This is a genomic window from Chryseobacterium sp. Leaf394 (assembly GCF_001424105.1).
In the GTDB taxonomy this organism is placed as follows: domain Bacteria; phylum Bacteroidota; class Bacteroidia; order Flavobacteriales; family Weeksellaceae; genus Chryseobacterium.
In genome coordinates this window covers 191,832-208,241 of the sequence record NZ_LMQH01000011.1, presented here as the reverse complement: position 1 = coordinate 208,241, position 16,410 = coordinate 191,832, and the positions used below count along the sequence as shown (strand labels likewise).

Sequence of the window (16,410 nt, the reverse complement as noted above, 5' to 3'; positions counted from 1 at the left end):
CTTAATCTGTATATTTGCCTCGTGAAACCGATTGATTTTTAAAATATTTTCAGTCAAAATCCACCTTAAAAAATGAGCACCACCAATATTTTTACTCCGTTTACCGAAGAAGAACTGATGCCGAAAGAAGAAAAACTTGAAGTCATCAAAAAAGGTAAACAGTTCAGTATAGGAATTCCCAAAGAGACCTGCCTCAACGAAAGGCGTACTTGCATCACACCCGATGCTGTGCAGGTTTTGGTAGAACATGGCCATGAGATCATCATAGAATCCGGTGCCGGACAGGGATCTTTTTTCACCGATCTTCAGTACTCTGAGTCGGGAGCGAGAATTACCGATGATCCCAAGGAGGCATTTGGGCAGGATTTAGTTTTAAAAATTAATCCGCCTACAGACGAAGAAATAGATTACTTCAAGCCTCATACTTATCTGGTTTCTGCTTTACAGATTAACCTCAGAGATAAAGATTACTTCTGCAGACTGGCTCAGAAAAAAATCAATGCCATCGCTTTTGAATTTATTTTCGACGAGTACAACCAACTAGCCCTGGTGAGATTAATTGGGGAAATTGCAGGTACAGTTTCTATTTTATATGCATCAGAATTGCTCGCTCTTTCCAACGGTTTGATGTTGGGAGGAATTACCGGAGTAAGACCCACAGAAGTAGTCATCATCGGAGCAGGAATCGTAGGTGAATTTGCGACAAAAGCAGCAATCGGACTTGGAGCCAGCGTCAGGGTTTTTGATAATTCACTTTCAAAATTAAGAAGACTTCACACTTTGGTAGACAGCAGAGTTCCAACCTCGATCATCGATCCCAAGGAACTTAAAAAAGCACTCAGACGTGCCGACGTGGTTATCGGAGCACTTCCAAGAATGAATTCGAACCCGATTGTAACGGAAGAAATGGTTTCAAAAATGAAAAAAGGAACTGTGATCATTGACATCACCATCGATAACGGTAAAGTGATTGAAACTTCAGAACTGACCACAATGGAAGATCCTTACATCATCAAGCACGGTGTAATTCACTGCGGACTGCCGAATCTGACGTCAAAAATGCCGAGAACGACTACCAAGGCGATTTCCAATTTCTTCCTGTCTTACCTTTTAAACTACGACGAAGAAGGCGGTTTCGAAAATATGCTCCTCAGAAAAAACGAAATGAAACAAAGCCTTTACATGTATAAAGGCCGCCATACCAAAAAAGTGATTTGCGACCGTTTTGGTCTTACTTATCATGATATCAATCTTTTACTTTTCTAAATGAGAAAAATCAAATTTTTTGCATTCGGGCTTATTCCCGGACTGATCATTGTATTTTTTGTACTCAATAAAAAAGGCGCAAGCTGCAGCGGATACCTGCCCAACAGCCGCGTAATCGCCGAAACTTTATCTAAAGATTTTAAATATTCTGAAACTTTCAAAACTGAAATGGAAGCTTTAAATGTGAATGAAAAATTCTTAAAAGACAGCATCATTACTTTAGGAAAAATTGATTTTGACCGCAGCAAGGCTCAGCAAAAGCCCTGCCCGAGTTATCTGATGACCTATCCTGAGAAAAATCCGAGATACGAAATTACGTTTGAGAAGTGTGAGGAAAATGCTGTTTTAAATTCTTTGAAAAAGCTCAGGTAAATTATCTGAAATTTGTTTTAAATTATGGACGGCAACCTCTATCTCATTCAGGATTATCTGATTTTTATCGGAGTTTTTGCCATTTTCATTTTTTTAACGGCTTCCATTTATCTTTTCAGTCGAAATCAAAGGCTGAAAAATAAGAATATAAAACTTTCTGAAAGCAACAAACTGATTCAAAACAGATTGAATGAAGTTCAACTGGAACATATCGGAACAAAACTGAATCCGCACCTGTTTAAAAATATTTTGAATTCAGTTCAGTCTCATGCGTATCAAACCTACATGTCGCTTGATAAACTTGCAAATGTTCTGGATTATATTCTCTACGAAAGCAACAATAAATTTGTAAGTCCTAAAGAAGAACTGAGTTTTGCTTTAAGCCTTATCGAAATTAATAAAATCAAGGTCAATCCGCTTTTTGATTTCAGAATTAAATCTAAAATTGATAAATCTGATTCTGTATTTGAAGAGAAAGTTTTTGCCCCGCTGATTTCTGTCGATTTAATTGAAAATGCCTTTAAACACACCGATTTTTTAGCTCAGGACTCTTTTATTTCAATTCAGCTGGAGCTCAGTGACGGAATATTTTCAATGAAGGTCACCAACAAAGCTTCCCTTAAAAATGTGCTGCACAAAGACCACAGCGGATTCGGAAGTCAGTCGCTCGATCAGAGATTGAAGATGATCTACAATAATTTCTACACGCTGCAGAAAAACTCAAAAAACGGTATCTTCACGGCAGAATTAACAATCAATTTAGGCGAATTCTATGATAAAATGCGTTATTCTTGATGACGAACTGCTGGCGATCAGCTACCTGAAACTTCTCTGCGAACAGATAGAAAACGTGGAAGTTGTAAAAGTTTTCAACGATCCCAAAATTTTCCTCAGTGAAATAGAAAACATCGACTGCAATCTCTGCATTTTAGATATTGAAATGCCCGGAATGACTGGTTTACAGGTTGCCGAACTTATTTCAGGTTCAAAAAAAATCATCTTTACCACTGCTTACAAAGAATACGCAGCCGAAGCTTTTGATCTGAATGTCGTAGATTATGTAAGAAAGCCCATTAAAAAAGAAAGATTGATTCAGGCATTTGAGAAAGCAGCATATCTTTTGGCAACAACCCACAGAAAAGAATTTATAGAGTGGAACACAAACATCGGCAAGTCCACCATTTTCACTGAGCAGATTGCTTACATTAAAACTTCGGAAATCGACAGCCGCGACAAAGATATTATTCTGAAAGACGGAACTGTGATTGTTCTGAAAAATCTAAATTTCAAATCACTTCTCGAGATGCTTCCGTCAAAAGATTTCGCGCAGGTCAACAAAAAAGAGATCATCGCATTGTCATCTGTCAAAGTTTTATCCACCAACGAGATTATCACTACAATTTCTACTGAATCTGATCAGTTTTTAAAGCTTCAGATTGGCGAAACATACAGAAATTCTCTGATGGAAATGTTTGGGAAGTAAGGTCTTTTCAAATCTTCCTCTTTTCACTGCAGAATCCTGCGTCTTTATTACATCGGTATTTCAGAAAACAATTGCTGCCACTACTTTTGTGCCTTGATTAAATGAAATATCATGAAAAAAATTCTTTTAGGAACAGGAATTTGTATTTCCAGCCTGTGCTTATGTCAGGAAAAAGATTCCAGTATAAAAGGTTCCTTTTTTGACGGAATTGCCGTTGCCGGTTATGTCGACCACGGAGCTTTCTTAAATTTTACAGGTCCGAATGTCAGTTTTACACAGCACAATTTAAAATTAATGCTGGGAATGCTTCCCTCTTTGCGGATTAAAGAAGACCGCTCATACGGAACAAAAAACAGTGCTGTGATGCCGACTCTGGGAGCAGGATTTGCTGTGGTTTATAAAAAATTAGCACTGCAGATTCCTTTTTATTACAACGCCAAAACCTCAACAGCAAACGGCAGCTGGAAAATGGGTGTAGGACTGGGATACAGATTCAGATAAGTTTCATTACATTATTTTTAGTATTCATTACATTTCAAAAAAAACAGGTTCAAACATCCGTTTATTCTTAAGAAATTTACACTTTAATAAAAATGACTGAATGATCATGGGAAAATATAGAAATATTATTTTTTATGTTGCAACGATTGTCTTTTTCTCGGCATTGATGTACTGGTTTTTCGTAGAAGGAAAAACCCTCGAAATAGGAGAAAATATTCCACCTGCAAAAGTCACCGGCGACACGATGTGGGAAACATTTACCGACTCTTTTTTATCAAACCTTCACCATCCGCTTGCACTTCTGCTTACACAGATTGTAACGATTATCATTGTTGCCAAACTGTTCGGATGGATTTGTATTAAACTTAAACAGCCTTCGGTAATCGGAGAAATGATTGCGGGTATTGTTCTGGGGCCGTCTCTCTTCGGAATGTATTTTCCAGAGCTTTCAGGCTTTATTTTCCCGAAAGAATCTTTAGGAAACTTACAGTTTTTAAGCCAGATAGGTTTGATTCTCTTCATGTACATTGTCGGAATGGAGCTCGATTTGAGTGTTCTCAGAAAAAAAGCGCACGATGCGGTAGTTATCAGTCACGCCAGTATCATTATTCCTTTTGCTTTAGGTGTCGGGCTTTCTTATTTTATCTACAAGGAATTTGCTCCGGAGGGAATTCAGTTCAGTTCCTTTGCCCTTTTTATAGCGATTGCGATGAGCATAACCGCCTTTCCCGTACTGGCAAGGATTGTACAGGAAAGAAATCTTCATAAAACAAAAATAGGAACCGTTGTAATCACCTGTGCTGCGGCAGACGACATTACGGCGTGGTGTATTCTGGCAGCGGTAATTGCGGTAGTAAAAGCAGGATCTTTCTCAGGGTCGATTTTCGTGATTATCATGGCAGTTGTGTACGTTTTCATTATGATCAAAGCGGTAAGACCTTTCCTGCACAGGATTGCAGAATCTCAAAAAGGAAAAGGATTTATCAACAAAGGTCTGGTGGCTGTGTTTTTCCTTATCTTAATTATTTCTGCATATGCAACAGAAGTTATTGGAATTCACGCATTATTCGGAGCATTTATGGCGGGTGCGATTATGCCTGAAAATGTAAAATTCAGAAATCTTTTCATTGAAAAAATTGAGGATGTCGCCCTGGTTTTACTTCTTCCGTTATTCTTTGTATTTACCGGTTTAAGAACACAGATTGGATTATTAAATGATCCACACCTCTGGAAAATCGGCGGATTTATTATTCTGACTGCCGTGGTCGGTAAATTTGTCGGAAGTGCGCTCACAGCGAAATTCCTAAAACTGAGCTGGAAAGACAGCCTTACCATCGGTGCTCTTATGAATACGAGAGGTTTAACGGAATTAATCGTTTTAAATATCGGTTACGACCTAGGTGTTTTGGGGCCTGAACTGTTTGCAATGCTCGTCATCATGGCATTATTTACCACATTTATGACAGGGCCATGTCTCGACCTTATTAATTATTTATTTAAAGGAAAAAAATCTTCACTTGAGGAGGAAGATGACGAAGATAACGATGCGAAATACAGAGTTCTCTTATCATTTGAAACACCTGAATCAGGAAGCACACTTTTAAAACTTGCCGATAATCTGACCAATAAAATGAATGGCAACAAAAGCATCACCGCCATGAACATTGCTCCGGTAGACGAACTGCACGCTTTTGACATTGAAGATTTTGAGAAAGAACAATTTAAAAATGTGATTGAAACTTCAGAAGAACTTTCGCTGGAAGTGACGACACTTTTTAAAGCTTCCACAGATCTGGAAAATGATCTGACCAACATTTCAAACAAAGGAAATTATGATCTTCTTTTGATTATGCTTGGGAAATCGATGTACGAAGGCAGTTTGTTGGGAAGACTTTTAGGATTTACTACAAAAATCATTAACCCTGAAAAATTACTGAATACCGTAAAAGGAAAGAGCAATATTTTCAACAATTCGCCATTTGACGATTCTACTTTGCAGATTTTGGATAACACCAATATTCCGGTAGGCGTTTTGGTCGACAGAAAGTTTTCATCTGCTGACAGGGTTTTTATTCCGATATTTAATTTAAGCGATTTTTATCTGCTTGAATACGCCAAGAGATTGATTAATAATAACAATTCTCAGATTATTATTCTCGACGTTGCGGGACAGATCAGAAATAATATTGAGGTGAAAGAACTCATCAGAAGCATCGAGCAGGTTGCTCCAAACCACATCACTTTATATAACGAAAAACAGATTGAAAAGGAATTTCTGCAGGCTCAGAATCTGATGCTGATCAGCAAGAAAAGCTGGCGCGGACTCATCGATTCGAAAAGCCTCTGGTTATCTGATATTCCTTCCACTCTGATTATTTCGAATCCTTAATTTTAGTTTCATATTTTCATAGAAAAGCATTCTTTAAAATTTAAAAGAATGCTTTTTTTTTATTTTAAAAACGTTGAAAACTTTAGAGAATATTCACCTCTCTTTCCAGTTCAATTCCAAACTTTTCCTTTACCGAATTGATAATCAGTGTTGAAAAATCGAAAATTTCTTTCCCTGAAGCATTTCCTGTTGCGTTGACAATCACCAGTGCCTGAAGTTTGTGAGATGCCACATTCCCAATCTGCTTTCCTTTCCAGCCACATTGCTCGATGAGCCAACCCGCGGGAACTTTCACAAAATCTCCATTCGGATAGCCCTGAATATTTTCAAATTTTAATTTTAAATCTTCAAACTGAGCCAGAGGAATTGTAGGATTTTTAAAGAAACTTCCGGCATTTCCCAGTTCTTTAGGATCAGGAAGTTTGCTCTGACGGATATTGATCACCGCTATAGAAACATCCTGGATGGTTGGATTTAAAATCCCAAGATTTTCAAGTTCAGTTTTAATGGCTCCGTATTCGGTTTTAATGGCGTGATTTTGTATAGTTAATTTAAAAGTTACTTCCAGAATTACGTATTTCCCCTTCCCTTCCTGCTTAAATATAGAATCTCTGTAACCGAATCTGCATTTTTCAAGATCAAAAGTTTCCAGTTGGCGGGTTTCAAGGTTTAAAACTTTACAGCTTACAAAAGTATCCTTGATTTCAGTTCCGTAAGCACCAATATTCTGCATCGGGGATGTTCCCACATTTCCCGGAATAAGCGAAAGATTTTCGAGTCCGCCATAGTTTTTACCCAAACAGTATAAGACGAATTCGTGCCAGTTTTCGCCAGACTGAGCCGTGACCATCACTTCATTTTCATTTAAAACCTCTTCAGAAATTCCTTTTAAATTTAATTTAATAACCAAACCGTCATAATCTCTGGTGAACAGAATATTACTGCCGCCACCGAGAAATAAAGGTTGGAGCGTTGGAGGGTTTGAGGATTTGAGGGTTGGAGAGTTGGAGCGTTGGAGGGTTTCGATTAATTCTTCTGCAGAATTTACTTCCACGAAATATCTTGCTTTAGCTTCTACACCAAAAGTTGTGAAAGGTTTTAAAGAAAAATTTTCTTTCATAATGGTTGAAATTCTTTAGGAATTATTTTTTTTAACTGTGTTTTAAAATTTTCGAGCTGGCGGTAATTGTATTCGTCATTGTAGGCATTCACAAAAACATAAGAAGTGCGGCTGGTTTTGATTTGAAAAGTTTCATCAGCGCCATCCTGAGCCTGAATACTTTCAGAACTTTTGATCAAAGATAGCTGATTGACATTCAGTTTTCCGAAAAGTTCCGCTTTGAACTTATCGGACAGTGCTTTTTTCCAGGTCTTATGAAGGTTTTTTGAGGTATTTCCGAGCGACAAAACCACGGAATCCTGAGTTACTCTGATGGTTTTATAATTTCCGCCTTTACCTCCAACTCTTGAAAAAACAATGTACTCAACTCTTTCGTCTACTGTATTTTTCTTCTCAGATTTTGACGTTTCTGAGCATGAAAAAATCAGCAGTAAAAGCAGAGGAAAGAAAGATTTCAAACCAAATATTTTTATTGCTGACATGTATTTTTAAATCAAAAAATTATTTTTCGAGATTGTATTTTTCCAGTGCATCTCTGAGGATTTCTGCACTTCTGCGGAGATCCTGCTCTTTAAGAACATAAGCAATTCTCACCTGCTTTTTACCTAATTCGGGATCAGAATAAAAACCGCCTGCAGGAGCCACCATAATTGTTTCGCCTTTGTTGGTATATTTTTCAAGAAGCCACTGTGCAAAAACCTCAGTATCATCTACAGGAAGCTCAGCTACACAGTAAAAAGCACCTTTCGGTTTTGGACAGATTACTCCCGGAATAGCGTTTAACTGCTCTACCAAAACATTTCTTCTGTGTGTGTATTCTTCTCTCACTGCTCTGATGTAAGCACCGTCATTTTGATGAGCTGCTGCTGCTGCAATCTGACCCAACAGAACCGGACTCAATCTTGCCTGAGCAAAAAGCATTGCCGCATCGTGAATTTTCTTGGAACGTGTAACCAGACAACCGATTCTCACCCCACACATTGAATAACGCTTGGATTCTGAATCGATGATGATGCAGTTTTCTGCCAGTTCAGGAAATTCGAGCATTGATATCTGCTGTTTTCCATCGTAAACATATTCTCTGTAAACTTCGTCAGAAATAATTACGATATCATATTTTACAGCAATTTCTGCAAGCTGCTGAAGTTCTTCACGGGTGTAAAGATAACCGGTAGGATTTCCAGGGTTACAGATGACAATTGCTCTCGTTTTTGCAGTAATTTTTCTTTCAAATTCTTCAATCGGAGGAAGTGCAAAACCAGTATCAATTGTGGATGGAACTGCAACTACATTCACATTAAAAGTGCTTGTAAAACCATTGTAATTTGCATAGTATGGCTCAGGAATAATCACCTCATCGCCATCATCACAAAGTGTTGAGATGGCAAAATTTAAAGCTTCCGAACCACCGTTGGTCACTATGAAATTATCCGTGGTAAGATCAGTAAAATCAAGGGTGTGATAATAATCTCTCAGAGCTGTTCTGTATTCTAAATTACCTTCAGAAAGTGCATATTCCAGTACTTTGAGATCGATATTCTTTAACGCATTCAGTGCTGTTTGCGGCGTCTCGATATCAGGCTGGCCGATGTTTAAGTGATATACTTTTGTACCGTTTTGTTTTGCTTTCTGGGCAAATGGAACAAGCTTTCTAACCGGTGACGCCGGCATATTCTGAGCTCTGTGGGAGATGTTTGGCATTATAAGGATTTTGTATCCGCAAAAATAGCAAATTATTTTGTCATGCTTTAAAATTTAATTACGAAAGAAGCAAATACAATGCTTTACATAGAATTTATGACAAATATGTTAATAGTTCTTTATACCAAAGTATTTTCACAATGCAATTGGTTACACATTATCTATAATCTACCGTTATTGAAAAATCTTTTAAAAATATTTAAAATTAAAACTCTTTGTATTGATTTATTTCATAGTTTTACAACAAACTTAATAAACTGTATTATATGAACAAATTTCAACCCACTCGTGTGCTGGGTGTCTTGGGTATTGCAGTAAGCTCCCTTGCGTTTGCACAAAATTATCAGACCATGCCGATTGCTTCAGGCTTTAATGAAGATGTAATTGCTAACGGAACAGGACCTGCACTCAGCTCTACCTCTGCAATCCTTGATGGTGATTCCTTTGCTTTTGTGGCAAGAGATTTCCTGGCTACGGCGACAAGCACTCCAATCACTTACGGAGTTCCAACCAACGGAATTATAAATTCTGTAGTAACTTCTACACCAGGGCTAAGCTATCAGTTAGCTGATCTCAATTCTCCGAATTCTTTAAAACTGTCTAATGCAAATTTAACTGGAACTGTAACTTTTGCAACTCCTAAGCAGGCAATTAAACTTTATATGCTTTCTACCAGCGGAAGTGCATTATCAACCCTTACAATAACGGTTAATTTTTCTGATGGAACCACCCAGCAAGCTACAGGAGTTTCAATACCTGACTGGTATAACGGAAGTAACTTTGCCATCCAGGGTCTCGGTAGAATCAACAGAACCACCAATGATCTGGAGCCTGCTGGCGGAACCAATCCCAGAATGTATCAGTCGGCTATCAATATTGATGCTGCCAATCAGACAAAGTTCATACAAAGTGTAACGATTACAAAAACTAACACAACAGTAAACGGTTATCCAAATATCTTTGCATTTTCTGCTGACGCCTATTCTGACTGTGCTCCACCAGTTTTACAGACACCAAGTGCGATTACAGTAAACTCTGCATTAGTTTCATGGGCAGCAGCAAGCAACGGTGTAACCTACGATATTTACCACAGTACATCAAACACTGCTCCTACAAGCGCAACCACTCCAACTTACTCTGGTGTAAGCGGTTTAAGCAACACAATTGGAGGTTTAAATTCTAATACCATATATTATTACTGGGTTAGAGCCAACTGCGCTACCGCAACAAGTCAAAGTGCATGGTCATTTGTAGGAAATTTCAAAACTGCATGCTCAGTTTTTACGGCTCCATATACAGAAAACTTTGATACCACTTCTACGGGATCATCCTCTAACCCTAATGCTCCATCATGTTGGGCATATACCGAAAATAGTGGTTTTGCAGGTTCAGGATATGTAACTACTTCCACTCCTGTATCATCACCAAATATCTATTTACTAACCAATTCCACTGCTACCACAGGAAATCAGATGTTGGTTTCACCACAAACAACTGCATTATCTGATGGAACTAAAAGAGTTAAATTTTTCGCAAGAGGTGGTGCAGCAAATTACTCAGTACAGATTGGTACAATGACTAATCCATCAGACGCTTCTACATTTACTGCTTTTAATACAACTAACCTTACCACTACAAATACGCAATACACTGTAAATATTCCGACTGGAGGGACAGAATATTTAGCCTTCAGACATAATCTTGGAGGAACAAGCAGAAGTATTTATCTGGATAATATTACTGTAGAAGCTATTCCTACTTGCCCTGAATCAGTTGCTTTAGCAATAACTGGTGCTACTGCCAACTCAATCAGTCTTTCATGGACAGATACCGGCACTACCCCAGCCAATAATTATGATGTTTATTACAGCACTACCAATGTTGCCCCAACTGCTTCAACAGTTTTAAACGCAACAAACTCTGTAACATCTACAACAACCAGCGTAACTGTTCCTAACCTTTCTAATCTTTACATGTACTACTTTTGGGTAAGAACTCACTGTAGTGCTACAGATCAGAGCCCTTGGTTTGGAAGTGTAAACACAATTACACAATACTGTAAACCAGCTACCGGTAACCAAAACTCGTGGATTTCAGCATTCAGCTCAACTGGTGCAGCAACCAATATGAATTATTCATCTGCATCAGCCGTTGCGGGAACGGGCGGATATCAGAATTTAGCAGCTACATCCAACACTATTGTTGCTGACACCAATACCACTGTTCCAATCTCTATTACAGTTGGAGGTCCTACTTGCGGATCAGCAATATGGGTAGACTGGAATAATGACGGTACATTCAGCACTGCTGAGAGAGTTTTTGTAACCAATGATTATATCACTTCTACAACAGGTAATATCGTAATTCCGGCGGGTACAGCCTATGGTAATTACCGTTTGAGAATTATGTGTGATTTTAATTCTACCGCTCCTTCAAATCCTTGCACAGGCACAAATAGAGGTGAGTATTTAGATTTTACTTTACAAGTTGCAAATCTTCTTTCTACTACAGAAACGTCTTTAGCTAAAAAAGAAATTAAAGTTTCTCCAAACCCATTCACAGATGTAGTCAATATCTCAGAATTTAAAGATATTAGATCTATCAAAGTGAGCGATGTATCAGGAAGAACGCTTAAAACAATTGAGAATCCTGAAGCACAGATCAACTTAGGTGATTTGAGTGGAGGATTATACTTACTTAATCTACAGTTCAAAGACGGATCACAAAAAAGCGTGAAAATCATTAAAAAATAGAATTATTTTTGAATTATTATTATCAGAACGGTTGTGCATTTTTTGTACAGCCGTTTTTATTTTTAGATTTATCTGAATTTTTGTTAATTTGAAAAAAAATATCAGTCATGCAAATTCCGGCAGAATCTTTAGAAGAATATCTATCAAAACTTCCTGAGGAAAGACAGGAAGTCTTCAGAAAATTATATGTCACCATCAGAGAAAATCTTCCTAAAGGTTTTGAAGAAACCTTTAGTGGCGGAATGATCAACTGGAATGTTCCTTTGGAAACATTTCCTTCGGGATATCACTGCACTCCGGGAAAGCCTCTTCCGTTCATCAGCCTCGCATCGCAGAAAAATTTCATTGCGCTGTATCACATGGGAATGTACGCCAGTCCTGAAATTCTGAATTGGTTTACAGAAGAATTCCCGAAATATTCAAAGAGAAAACTGGATATGGGAAAATCGTGTGTAAGGTTTAAAAATATGAATGAAATTCCTTTTGAACTGATTGGTGAACTGAGCAAAAAAATGAATTTACAAAACTGGATCGAGCTCTATGAGAAAAATCTTCAACGTTAGGCTTTTTGCTTTTTTAATTATTATTTTATCGCTCAGCAGCTGCGCATCAGGTATTAAATCTGATTTAAAAAACGGCGACCTTCTTTTTGTAACGGCAAAAAATTCCGGATTATCGGGAGCTATTAATAATGTCACACAGAAAAAAGAAACCGAAAAATATGACCATATCGGAATTTTAGAGATTAAAAACGGGCAATATTCTGTTCTTCATGCTTCGCCAAATCTAGGTTCTAACAGACAGAATCTGAATGATTTCATTAACGATCAGAAAAAAGATCAGCAAAACATTGTAGTCTACCGTTTGAAACCTGAATTTCAGGAAAAGATTCCAAATGCGTTGGCGATGGCAGATTTGATGTTGGGAAAGCCATATAATTTTAATTATATTTTAGATGAAAACTCTTACTACTGTTCAGATTTTATTGAAAGAGCTTTCAGGGAAAACCAAATTTTTAAACTTGAACCGATGACATTCATCGATCCTAAAACCCGAAAAACGAATGAGTTCTGGCAGGATTTTTACAACAAAAAAAATCTGAAAGTCCCCGAAGGTGAATTGGGCTGTAATCCCAACGGACTCGCCGGTTCAGATAAATTAATCAGAATTAAAGTTCTTTAAATGTTTTATTAAGGTATAATACTGCGGACTTATTCTCGCTGATTGTGCAGAAATTCTTTATAATAAATCCGCTAAATCTGTGTAGTCTGCGGGAATAGAAGAAGACTTAGAACATATTCAATACGAAAGAAATCCATCACGGGTTTCTTTTTTTGTTAAAGTTTAGAAATTATTAGTCTACAAATTTGGTGGACTAATATTTTTTTATATTTTTGCTAAGTATTTAAAACAAAATAAAACTTTATGTACAAAGGAATTGAGTCATTCACCTAAAAAAATCACCAAAACATGATTACACGAAATCTGCAGTCTTTATCCCAAAAACCGGGCATCAGCAAAAAAGAAATTGTTCTTGAAGTGGAACTGAACGGGAAAATGAAATTTGATCATCTCCTCAACGTGATCTGCAACCAGATGGGGATGTGTTACAGGGTTTTGAACGCAGATGTGGAATATGTAAACGGCACCGATTTCGGCTCTTTTCAGCTTTACCTGAATACGACGACGGAAGAATTTCAAAATCTGGAATACTTCCTCAACAAAAATAAATTACTGAATACCAATGTAGAGTACATCTGCAGAAGATATTCCTAATTGAATTCCATATAATTTGATTGAAGCGCTCGTCATCCATTTGTATGAGCGCTTTTTTTTGCTTTTTGATATTGATAAATTGAAAAGTTCAATTTTATTAATAAAACTATTCAAATCTCATTCAAATCCCGCACTCCATTGCCAATCATTCAACAGAATTTCGGTAATAATAAAATCGTCAGGATATTCGTCAAAGCCAACTTTTTGTTGAAGAAAATTCACAACATCATTTGCCATTTTTTTGTCAGAAAAAACTCCTATTTCTCTCTCATCATCCAAAAATGAATGAATTGTATAAACATGACTTACTTTAAAAACCGTTTTTAAATTCAGCTTTGTAACTACCTGACTATAACTTGGAATAAAATCATCTTCGGGTAAATAATCCCGTCCAATTTCACCAACAATTTCTGTGAAGCCATATTGCCAATTAATTTTATTAAGTCCTATTTTTTTCACATGGAAATCGTGAGGATAATCTGAAAATCCTCGAAAAAACAATAATCTTTGCTTTTCTTTTTCGATTTCAGAGAGATCATCAAAATATCCTAAAAACTTACTGTCACGGTGGTTATCGTCTGTATAAATATGTTCGAGAGCGTAAACAAAATAGTCCATAACTAAAACCAAAGATTTGTAAAATACTCTGCAAAAAGCTTTAATCCAAGTTCTACTTTTTCATTAATTTCTTCAAAATCCAGATGTTTAAATTTTTCGGGATCAACGTGATATTCAAAAGGAATAATCATTTTACTTAAGATCTCAGTCCAATATTTTTCTTTTTCTGCAAAAGATGTTTGGTTAGAAAAATGCTCAACATTTGAAAAATCAGGGATTGAAGGTGCATTTTTACTATCTACTTTTTCTTTAAATTCTTTTAATCTTGGATAAATAAAATCTGAAAGCGTATACTTCAGATCATAAAGTTCTCCTTTTGTCATTATGTTCAAATTAAAAACCACCGTAAATATACAGTGGTTTTCAATTTTATAATAAAAATATTATTTCGCTTTAAAAGAATTACCGTTCCAAAGATAAGTTTTCGAAGAACGTTTGAATTTCTCACGGTCTTTTTCATCCTTTTCCATCTCCTCCATTTTGTAAATGAAAGCGTTGGGAATTCCGCCTTTATCGTTAGGGAAAATGAATTCTTCTGTGTGATAATACACATCTGCATCACCTACATTCGTCAATTGAGGAAGAGCAACGAGTTTTTCACCTTTTACCAGTACATACTGATCGTAGCTGGCTATTCCACAAGCTTCGCCGGAGACTGTCGCTTTTAAAGTCAACTCTATATTTTTCAGACGGTGACTGCTTTCAATATTAAACATTCCGAAGCTTAAACTTTCGCCTAAACCCGTTTCAAATGAGACCTCATCAACCAAATGATTGTCTTTCAATAACTTTACAGATGCATAATTCTGAGGAAACGAACCGTCAGATTCCGTATTTTTTCTGCTCACCGTTTTCGTTAAACCAAAAAGAAAATCATAACCTTTTTTGCTTCTGAAACCAACCGCAAGATTTCCTCCCCAGATAAATCCTTCGTAATTCTGATTGTCTTTCTGATAAGATATTTTGTACCAATTGGCAATTCTTTCACCCAATTTCAGAATTTTTTCTTCTTTTTTCAAAATCACGATCTGCTGATTGGTTTTCAGCGAATCCAAGATCTGAGAATTTACATCAGGAAATTGTCTCACTCTCGTGTGATCAGTAAAAATTTTCTGCGTTTTGTTGTCTTCAAAATGAAAAACACCGTTGGCATAAACATCATTTTCCTGAGCGGAAATGATTTGGATAAAACAAAAGAAAAGTGTGGCGAGGAAGAGTTTCATTTTGTGAGGTTGAAGTGAAGGTTGAGGCCGAAAATAAATAGTCAGTGACGAGTTTGAAGAAAAAAGTTTGTATCAATTCTTTGTAAAATGCTTCGGCAGGCTCAGCATGACAGTGCTTGAGACAAAAATTTTATTTTGTATAGTCACGCTGAGCGGAGTCGAAAGTTTTTTTTCTTTAAGCTAATAGAAATTTAATGATTTTTCAGATTAAAATTTTTATTTTGATCTTCCTAAAACTTTATTTTTCAAGAAGAAGGCTTACCCATTCTTCACGTTGCAGCTTCTTTTTCAATTCCAGATTATTCTCTTTGCAAACTTCAAGAATATCATCCACATCAAAGAAACACAAGCCTGAAAGCAACAATTTTCCACCTTCGTTCAACACATTAACGTAGGTTGGAATGTCTGAAATTAAAATATTTCGGTTGATGTTGGCCAAAATAATATCGTAGTTTTCTTCTCCTAAATTATCGGCAGTTCCCAGTTCGATATCCAGCTCTACTCCATTTCTTACTGCGTTTTCTTTGGAATTTTCAACTGACCATTCGTCGATATCGATGGCTTTTGTGTCACCGGCACCGATTTGTTTTGCATAGATAGCCAGAACTGAAGTTCCGCAACCCATATCAAGGACTTTTTTGTCTTTAAAATCAATATCCATCATCTGCTGAATCATCAGATGCGTGGTCGGATGATGTCCCGTTCCGAAAGACATTTTTGGCTGAATAATGATCTCGTGCATCCCTTCCACAGACTCGTGAAATTCTGCTCTGATCAATACTTTATCATCTATATTGATGGGTTCGAAATTCTTTTCCCACTCTTCATTCCAGTTGATGTTGGGCATTTCTGTGAAAGTATATTCAATCTTCACTTCCTCATTCTGAAAAAGAGGCAAAGCTTGAAGGTCTTCTTCTTTGAATAAATCTTTCTGAATATATCCTAAAATACCATGAATTTCTTCTGTGAAACTGTCGAAACCGATCTCAATCAGTTCAGCCATCAATATATCTCCCCAAGGTTGAAGTGGTTGTATTTTGAAATCGAATTCTAAATAATTTTGCATGTGAGTAATTTGCTGCAAAAATAGGGAATTTGATTTGAGATTTCAGGTTTGAAATTTGAAATTAGTGTGCGGGGTGCGGGATTCGATATTTGAGGTTAAGGCTGCGGCTGAGGTTTAAGTTGAGCTTGGGAACATTTTAATA

General features: G+C 36.9%; 17 protein-coding genes. 10 read left to right on the top strand and 7 right to left on the bottom strand.

The genetic code is table 11. From position 1 onward, the window contains the following. The first annotated feature begins 72 nt into the window (after positions 1–72). The 6 genes from ASG21_RS05605 (at position 73) to ASG21_RS05580 (ending at position 6,011) form a co-directional block, all read left to right on the top strand. The gene (locus tag ASG21_RS05605) at positions 73–1,266 is read left to right on the top strand and encodes an alanine dehydrogenase (RefSeq protein ID WP_056076904.1); all 1,194 of its coding nucleotides are present in this window, start codon (positions 73–75) and stop codon (positions 1,264–1,266) included. Beyond that, positions 1,267–1,638: a hypothetical protein gene (locus ASG21_RS05600; protein ID WP_056076902.1), complete on the top strand. Its 372-nt coding sequence runs from the start codon at positions 1,267–1,269 to the stop codon at positions 1,636–1,638. Between the two features lie 24 nt (positions 1,639–1,662). After that, positions 1,663–2,433, top strand: a complete 771-nt coding sequence (locus tag ASG21_RS05595; protein ID WP_056076900.1) for a histidine kinase — start codon at positions 1,663–1,665, stop codon at positions 2,431–2,433. Then, complete coding sequence (locus ASG21_RS05590; protein WP_056076897.1) at positions 2,411–3,121, top strand: response regulator transcription factor; 711 nt, start codon at positions 2,411–2,413, stop codon at positions 3,119–3,121. Before ASG21_RS05595 ends, ASG21_RS05590 begins: the two co-directional genes overlap by 23 nt. Positions 3,122–3,232: 111 nt before the next feature. Further along, entirely contained in the window at positions 3,233–3,622 is a 390-nt protein-coding gene (locus tag ASG21_RS05585; protein WP_056076895.1) for a hypothetical protein, read from the top strand. 106 nt (positions 3,623–3,728) lie between these two features. Further along, positions 3,729–6,011: a cation:proton antiporter gene (locus ASG21_RS05580; RefSeq protein ID WP_056082152.1), complete on the top strand. Its 2,283-nt coding sequence runs from the start codon at positions 3,729–3,731 to the stop codon at positions 6,009–6,011. Between the two features lie 82 nt (positions 6,012–6,093). On the opposite strand, the gene murB is transcribed toward ASG21_RS05580, so the two are convergent. The 3 genes from murB to ASG21_RS05565 are packed head-to-tail and all read right to left on the bottom strand — an operon-like array spanning position 6,094 to position 8,832. Then, positions 6,094–7,131, bottom strand: coding sequence for a UDP-N-acetylmuramate dehydrogenase (gene murB, locus ASG21_RS05575; protein ID WP_056076892.1), 1,038 nt, complete (start codon positions 7,129–7,131; stop codon positions 6,094–6,096). Then, positions 7,128–7,613 carry a hypothetical protein gene (locus tag ASG21_RS05570; RefSeq protein ID WP_056076890.1) on the bottom strand — a complete coding sequence of 162 codons (486 nt, stop codon included), beginning with the start codon at positions 7,611–7,613 and terminating at the stop codon, positions 7,128–7,130. The genes murB and ASG21_RS05570 overlap by 4 nt, the downstream gene beginning before the upstream one ends. A gap of 19 nt (positions 7,614–7,632) precedes the next feature. Further along, positions 7,633–8,832: a pyridoxal phosphate-dependent aminotransferase gene (locus ASG21_RS05565; protein ID WP_056076888.1), complete on the bottom strand. Its 1,200-nt coding sequence runs from the start codon at positions 8,830–8,832 to the stop codon at positions 7,633–7,635. A 266-nt stretch (positions 8,833–9,098) separates the two neighbouring features. Between ASG21_RS05565 and ASG21_RS05560 the strand changes: the two genes are divergently transcribed. The 4 genes from ASG21_RS05560 (at position 9,099) to ASG21_RS05545 (ending at position 13,361) form a co-directional block, all read left to right on the top strand. Beyond that, positions 9,099–11,585, top strand: a complete 2,487-nt coding sequence (locus ASG21_RS05560) for a GEVED domain-containing protein (protein ID WP_056076886.1) — start codon at positions 9,099–9,101, stop codon at positions 11,583–11,585. 107 nt (positions 11,586–11,692) lie between these two features. Further along, positions 11,693–12,148, top strand: a complete 456-nt coding sequence (locus ASG21_RS05555) for a DUF1801 domain-containing protein (protein WP_056076884.1) — start codon at positions 11,693–11,695, stop codon at positions 12,146–12,148. Further along, on the top strand, positions 12,126–12,767 hold the full coding sequence (locus tag ASG21_RS05550) for a YiiX/YebB-like N1pC/P60 family cysteine hydrolase (protein ID WP_082482363.1): 642 nt from the start codon (positions 12,126–12,128) through the stop codon (positions 12,765–12,767). Before ASG21_RS05555 ends, ASG21_RS05550 begins: the two co-directional genes overlap by 23 nt. Positions 12,768–13,055: 288 nt before the next feature. Next, positions 13,056–13,361 (top strand): cysteine methyltransferase, encoded by a 306-nt coding sequence (locus ASG21_RS05545; RefSeq protein WP_056076882.1) that lies wholly within the window; start codon positions 13,056–13,058, stop codon positions 13,359–13,361. Between the two features lie 117 nt (positions 13,362–13,478). On the opposite strand, the gene ASG21_RS05540 is transcribed toward ASG21_RS05545, so the two are convergent. From ASG21_RS05540 to prmA, 4 genes are all read right to left on the bottom strand, one after another. Beyond that, the gene (locus tag ASG21_RS05540) at positions 13,479–13,979 is read right to left on the bottom strand and encodes a hypothetical protein (RefSeq protein WP_056076881.1); all 501 of its coding nucleotides are present in this window, start codon (positions 13,977–13,979) and stop codon (positions 13,479–13,481) included. Positions 13,980–13,981: 2 nt separating this feature from the next. Continuing rightward, a complete protein-coding gene (locus tag ASG21_RS05535) occupies positions 13,982–14,302 on the bottom strand; it encodes a hypothetical protein (protein WP_056076879.1) in 321 nt (106 codons plus the stop codon). A gap of 60 nt (positions 14,303–14,362) precedes the next feature. After that, the gene (locus ASG21_RS05530) at positions 14,363–15,202 is read right to left on the bottom strand and encodes an SH3 domain-containing protein (protein WP_056076877.1); all 840 of its coding nucleotides are present in this window, start codon (positions 15,200–15,202) and stop codon (positions 14,363–14,365) included. Between the two features lie 238 nt (positions 15,203–15,440). Next, positions 15,441–16,268: a 50S ribosomal protein L11 methyltransferase gene (prmA, locus tag ASG21_RS05525; RefSeq protein WP_056076875.1), complete on the bottom strand. Its 828-nt coding sequence runs from the start codon at positions 16,266–16,268 to the stop codon at positions 15,441–15,443. Between the last annotated feature and the right edge of the window lie 142 nt (positions 16,269–16,410).